This is a genomic window from Pseudovibrio sp. W74, from assembly GCF_001623085.1.
Classification (GTDB): domain Bacteria; phylum Pseudomonadota; class Alphaproteobacteria; order Rhizobiales; family Stappiaceae; genus Pseudovibrio.
In genome coordinates, this window is sequence record NZ_LMCJ01000058.1 from 65,800 (window position 1) to 70,587 (window position 4,788).

Below are 4,788 nucleotides of genomic sequence, written 5' to 3' on the forward strand. Positions count from 1 at the left end.
GAGCACGCCCATTCTCTATGGTCACTGGGATCTTGAGTGTCGGCACGCCATTAACTGCACTTCCCTGCCCAATACTCATCGCGGTCTTTTGCAGCGATTCAAGCATCTTGGAGCCTTGTGGGAACAATGGTCGCAACACATCCTCCAGCTGATGAATACCAGTGATCACCAGTGGCAGCGTTCCATTCAAACGCCCCTGACGGTCAATCACCAGATCACCACCCGTGTTGACGGAAAACTCGCCGCTTTTCAGCTGCAAGCTGGAGAGGTTGACCTTTAATTCTTCATCAACCATCAAATCAGCAATATTGCGAACTTTGCCGTCCAGAAGCTTCGAGCCCTCCGGCAACTGAATAACAAGGCTGATATCCAGCAGCACATCATCAGACACTTTGCCCGCTGTCAGGCCATTGACCTGCACAGCCAGATCAAGCGCGTCCTCATTGCCTTCAACGCGGCGCATATGCGCTTCTGTCCGCTCAGCATTCAGCTCAACAGACTGCTCGCTAATGGTGTAAGTCAGCTTCGGCTCTTTAAAGACGGCGTCAATTTTAGCAGGCTTACTGTTTTCAGCCACCACGCTCGCCTGAGCCGTTTTCCAATGCGCAGAGTATGCAGGCCCCTGCTGGCCAAAGTTTGCCTCAGCAGGACCAGTCGCCTCAAAGATCACATGGGTCGGGTTATAAGCCAGCGCTACACCACGTAACTCATTGATAAAATACCACTCTCCGTTCTTGTCCATGCGGAACGGGGTACAGGTCAGTTCAAATCGGAACGGGTAACCGCCAAGTTGCTGGTCACCACATTCAAGACTTCCGCCGTCTGCTTCAGCAACCTTCACACCGTTGCGAATAACGTCAGAAACAATACCGCGCCCAACTGCCCAATAGGCGGACCACCCGCCAATAATCAAGGCGACAAGGATCGCCAAAACGAAATACGCCGACTTTCTTGGAGGCCGGGATACTTTTGGTTCAGTCATCTACTCTCCGTTACCCTCACACAGTGCTGTGAGTTGCATGCTGATTACGAGCCTGATAGGCGTGTCACTCAAAGAATTCTACGAGAAAATAGTTATGCGAGATTTATGGATATTTGGCTACGGCTCACTAATTTGGCGCCCTGGCTTTACTTTCGAGCAAGCAGTCCCTGCAATCTTGCATGGCGTTCATAGATCTCTCTGTGTGTATTCATGGGTTCATCGCGGGACTCAAGACAACCCTGGACTGGTATTTGGGCTGGATAAAGGCGGTGCTTGCATCGGCATGGCATTCAGGGTCTCACCAGAAAACTGGCAGCACACACTTGGGTATCTCCGCGAGCGTGAACAGCAAACCATGGTGTATCTGGAAACACACCGCCGTGTCCGTTTGCTGGACGAGGAAGGCACCAAAGTTCGTGCAGTCACATTCGTTGCAGACCAGAAACACGAGCAATATGCAGGTGCGTTACCGCTAAAAGACCAATTGCAGATTGTAAAGGGGGCTGTGGGTCAGTCTGGCGCAAATCCGGAGTATGTACTCAACACTCACGCGCATATGAAGGAAATGGGTATTAAAGACCAGAACGTAGAATGGCTGGCACGACAACTCTCGATATAGCTTCAGGTTTCGACTACTCGTCTTCCTGCTTGATATAAGAAAAGATCCCCGTACGCAGATCATTGTGAGCGCGATCCCTCTCCGCGCTGTCTTCTGCCAGAAGATGTACGTATGCACCCTGCGAAGGTTTCAGCGCAGGCATTGGGGTCTTTTCATTCGACATACCCAAAAACCCGAGCCAGACAACGGCTTCGCTCTTCTTGTCTGTGATCAGAACAAGGTTCTCCGCATAGTCAGAAACCTCTTCCGGAGAGATCCGGGTAAAGAGGTAACGATGCCCGGATGCCCCAGACCAGTATTTAAACTGGCTGCCAGCACCTAGCTCCTCTGACACGCGTGGAGACCTGCCACTTGGCAAGCGATCATCAAACAATGAGTACTGCAACGCACTCTCCTGATTTCTCCTGCTATTTCCCATAGTACTTTATAGAACAAACTGCGAACATGTTACAAGTTAAGCCAGAGCATTGTCAAAAAAAGAAGCCGCCTTTAAGGCAAAGGCGGCCTTCTTCCTTTGAAACATCTGATTTCCACGCAAAATCTTTATTTTTTCTTATATTCTGCCTGCAGTACACGAGCTTCTTTGATGATAATGTTATCCGGCGTATCTTTTTCCGCTTCATCCAGCAAACGGTCAGAGGCAGTCTCGATCCGTTCCTGCAAAAGCTTGAAGAATTCCTCCGGTGGCAAGCCCGGCTGAATAGGCTCAAGGATCTCTGCTTTGATCGTGCCAGGGAAACGGAAGAAGCGGCGACGCGGCCAATAAACACCTGAGTTAAGAGCAATCGGAACAATCGGGCAGTTCAGCGTTTTATAAAGGTGCACGATACCATATTTGTATTGTGGCTCAGCACCAGCTGGACGGCGTGTTCCTTCTGGGTAGATGATGATATTGCGGTTTTCCGCAATCGCCTCAGCAGCTCTCTTACCCATGGCTGCAAGGGCCTTGCCCTTTTTACCGCGATCAACAGGGATCTGGCGGAACTTCATCAGATACCATCCGAAGAATGGCACCCAGCGCAGCTCCCGCTTCAGGATAAACGTTGGCTGACGATAATACTCAGCAAGCGCAAACGTTTCCCATGCAGACTGGTGCTTGGAAACGATGACACAGCCCGTATCTGGCAGGTTTTCGATGCCTGTGATCTCGGATTTTACACCACCAACCCAACGCAACAAAAACTTCTCTACACGACACCAGAATGGCAGCAACCACCAGCAATACCGGACAGGAAGAATAAACAAAAACATGCACGCGATCATAATGATCAGGGTGCTGATGTAAAAAAGCACGTTAAAAAGAACGGAACGCAGGACGAGCATAGGACCTTCACAACCATTTCCACCCGACACTATGCCAAGGTGAATTCAGATTTCATCTTACGAAATTAAGAGGAGTGTTTTACAGGGAATACAGCGTCCAGCTCAACTCGCAGCCGAACGAGGATATACTTCACATATTCGCGTAGGAGAAGCTTTGTTATCGAAGAACTTTCATACCAATGCTCTAAATCCAGCTCTTTATGGTAGACAGGACTTGGGTAAAGCTCAGCATCCGGCAGGCGAACTTGCAATTCGGCCAATGCCCTAGGCATGTGATAGGCACTGGTAACGACCAACAGTGAGCTGAACTGATTTTTTCGCACCCAGTTGGCAGTTTCCTCAGCATTCCCGATGGTATTGAGCGCTTTTCGGTCCAGATCAACGCAGCAATCAAACAACCACATGCGTTTGGAATTAAGCCGCGCAATCTGCTTTGCACTGGTTGATGGGTGAACGCCAGAGATCAAAAGACGCTTCGCACTTCCAACTTCCAGAAGATCCAGACTTTGCGAAATCCGGTCTCGACCACCCGTCAAAACAACAATGCCATCAGCATGTTTGGGTACAACGGCCTGCACAGAGGGCTGCAAAACTTCCACAAACCACAAGAAGCCAGCAGCAAAAACGACAGAGCAAATCAGAAACAACAAAAAGAAAAAACGGACACTGCGCCGGACAAACGACTTCCGGCCAGGGCGTTTATCAACGCTGGCTGGTACCGGCTCTTGCTCACCGGTTGCTTTAAATTTAGCCGCTGTGTCGCGCGTATTCAAAGAATGCTCCATGATGTCGCTACAATGCTTATAGCCACAAACCTGAACGAATATTTTCCTGACTACATATCAGAACTGGCGAAAATGGAAAGAAAACGACACTTAATCCATATTTGCCAAATGTCTGTGGACAGCCAGACGAGACGTCAGGGCGGTCAAGACCGCAACAAGCACCACAACAGCAACAATTCCAACGTACCCAATAGCACTCACCTGCACTGCCCCAAACAGGGCCTGCACTTGATTACCGCTAACGGAAGTGATGTCCGAGCTGCCAAAGAAGCCCATAACCAGAAAGCTCAGTGCGGCAATCGTACCGCCAATGACCCCGCCTTTAAGCCCTAACACCAGGAAGTGACGCTGAAACTCGGAGGCAATAAAGCTGACCTCCGCACCAACAAAGTGCAGCACTTCAACCACATCCTTGTTACCGGACATAGCAGCCTGCGTCGCAAAAATGACGGAGAGCACCATGGAAAACAGAACAAGCACCAGAATACCAAAACCCACAAGCACAGCTGTGTTCGCCATAGCTGAAAGTTGACGATTCCAGACACGGTGATCATCCACCGACGCAGCACGAATATCCTGCTCAATCTGAGCCTTCATATCTGCCAGATTAAGCAGCTCAGGATCATCTATCTCCACCAGAACAAGACGCGGAACCGGAAGCTCTTCCAGTTCAAGCCCCTCCCCAAGCCAGGGCTGAAGCAATCCCTTGGTTTCTTCATCAGAAAGAGCGCGCGCATCTCCAACACCGGGAAACTCGCGAACAAGAGCCAGCGTGCGATCAATCTCCTGCAACATGTTCACGCCATCCGCAGGACGGATCTGCACAGTGACCTCGCGCACCAGATCATTGGTCCAGTCATTCGCCGCATCATTGACGATGGCCACAAATCCAACGGTCAGGCAGGCCAGAAAACTCATGATCGCCACAACAAGCATCAAAGCCTGACCGGAGATCGCCTGCGGCGGAACAATCGGGGCAGGTCTTTCTTTGAGCTTAAACCGTAAACCGGAAGGTCTCGCACCCGCCGCTTTTTTAACCGGGCGACTACCCTTGCCTTTTGGCGGTCCTTTCCGCGGCT

At 50.6% G+C, this 4,788-nt stretch carries 6 protein-coding genes; 1 reads left to right on the forward strand and 5 read right to left on the reverse strand.

Annotated elements, in window-relative coordinates:
* Positions 1–982 (reverse strand): DUF2125 domain-containing protein (locus PsW74_RS24945; RefSeq protein ID WP_063305880.1); only part of this gene is annotated, 982 nt, incomplete at its 3' end.
* 94 nt (positions 983–1,076) lie between these two features.
* Between PsW74_RS24945 and PsW74_RS28535 the strand changes: the two genes are divergently transcribed.
* On the forward strand, positions 1,077–1,601 hold the full coding sequence (locus PsW74_RS28535) for a gamma-glutamylcyclotransferase (RefSeq protein WP_082597033.1): 525 nt from the start codon (positions 1,077–1,079) through the stop codon (positions 1,599–1,601).
* 13 nt (positions 1,602–1,614) lie between these two features.
* Here PsW74_RS28535 and PsW74_RS24955 read toward each other — a convergent pair whose 3' ends face one another.
* From PsW74_RS24955 to PsW74_RS24970, 4 genes are all read right to left on the reverse strand, one after another.
* The gene (locus PsW74_RS24955) at positions 1,615–1,986 is read right to left on the reverse strand and encodes a hypothetical protein (protein WP_208980588.1); all 372 of its coding nucleotides are present in this window, start codon (positions 1,984–1,986) and stop codon (positions 1,615–1,617) included.
* Between the two features lie 158 nt (positions 1,987–2,144).
* Positions 2,145–2,852: a lysophospholipid acyltransferase family protein gene (locus PsW74_RS24960; RefSeq protein ID WP_208988151.1), complete on the reverse strand. Its 708-nt coding sequence runs from the start codon at positions 2,850–2,852 to the stop codon at positions 2,145–2,147.
* 137 nt (positions 2,853–2,989) lie between these two features.
* Entirely contained in the window at positions 2,990–3,697 is a 708-nt protein-coding gene (locus tag PsW74_RS24965; protein WP_208988152.1) for an ElyC/SanA/YdcF family protein, read from the reverse strand.
* Positions 3,698–3,799: 102 nt separating this feature from the next.
* On the reverse strand, positions 3,800–4,788 hold a 989-nt coding region (locus PsW74_RS24970), incomplete at its 5' end, for an ABC transporter permease (protein WP_208988153.1).

What these genes read in the sequence shown, in the direction of transcription:
- PsW74_RS24960 (WP_208988151.1), bottom strand. Translation starts at nt 2,852, where the DNA reads ATGTTTTTGTTTATTCTTCCTGTCCGGTATTGCTGGTGGTTGCTGCCA.
- PsW74_RS28535 (WP_082597033.1), top strand. Translation starts at nt 1,077, where the DNA reads ATGCGAGATTTATGGATATTTGGCTACGGCTCACTAATTTGGCGCCCT.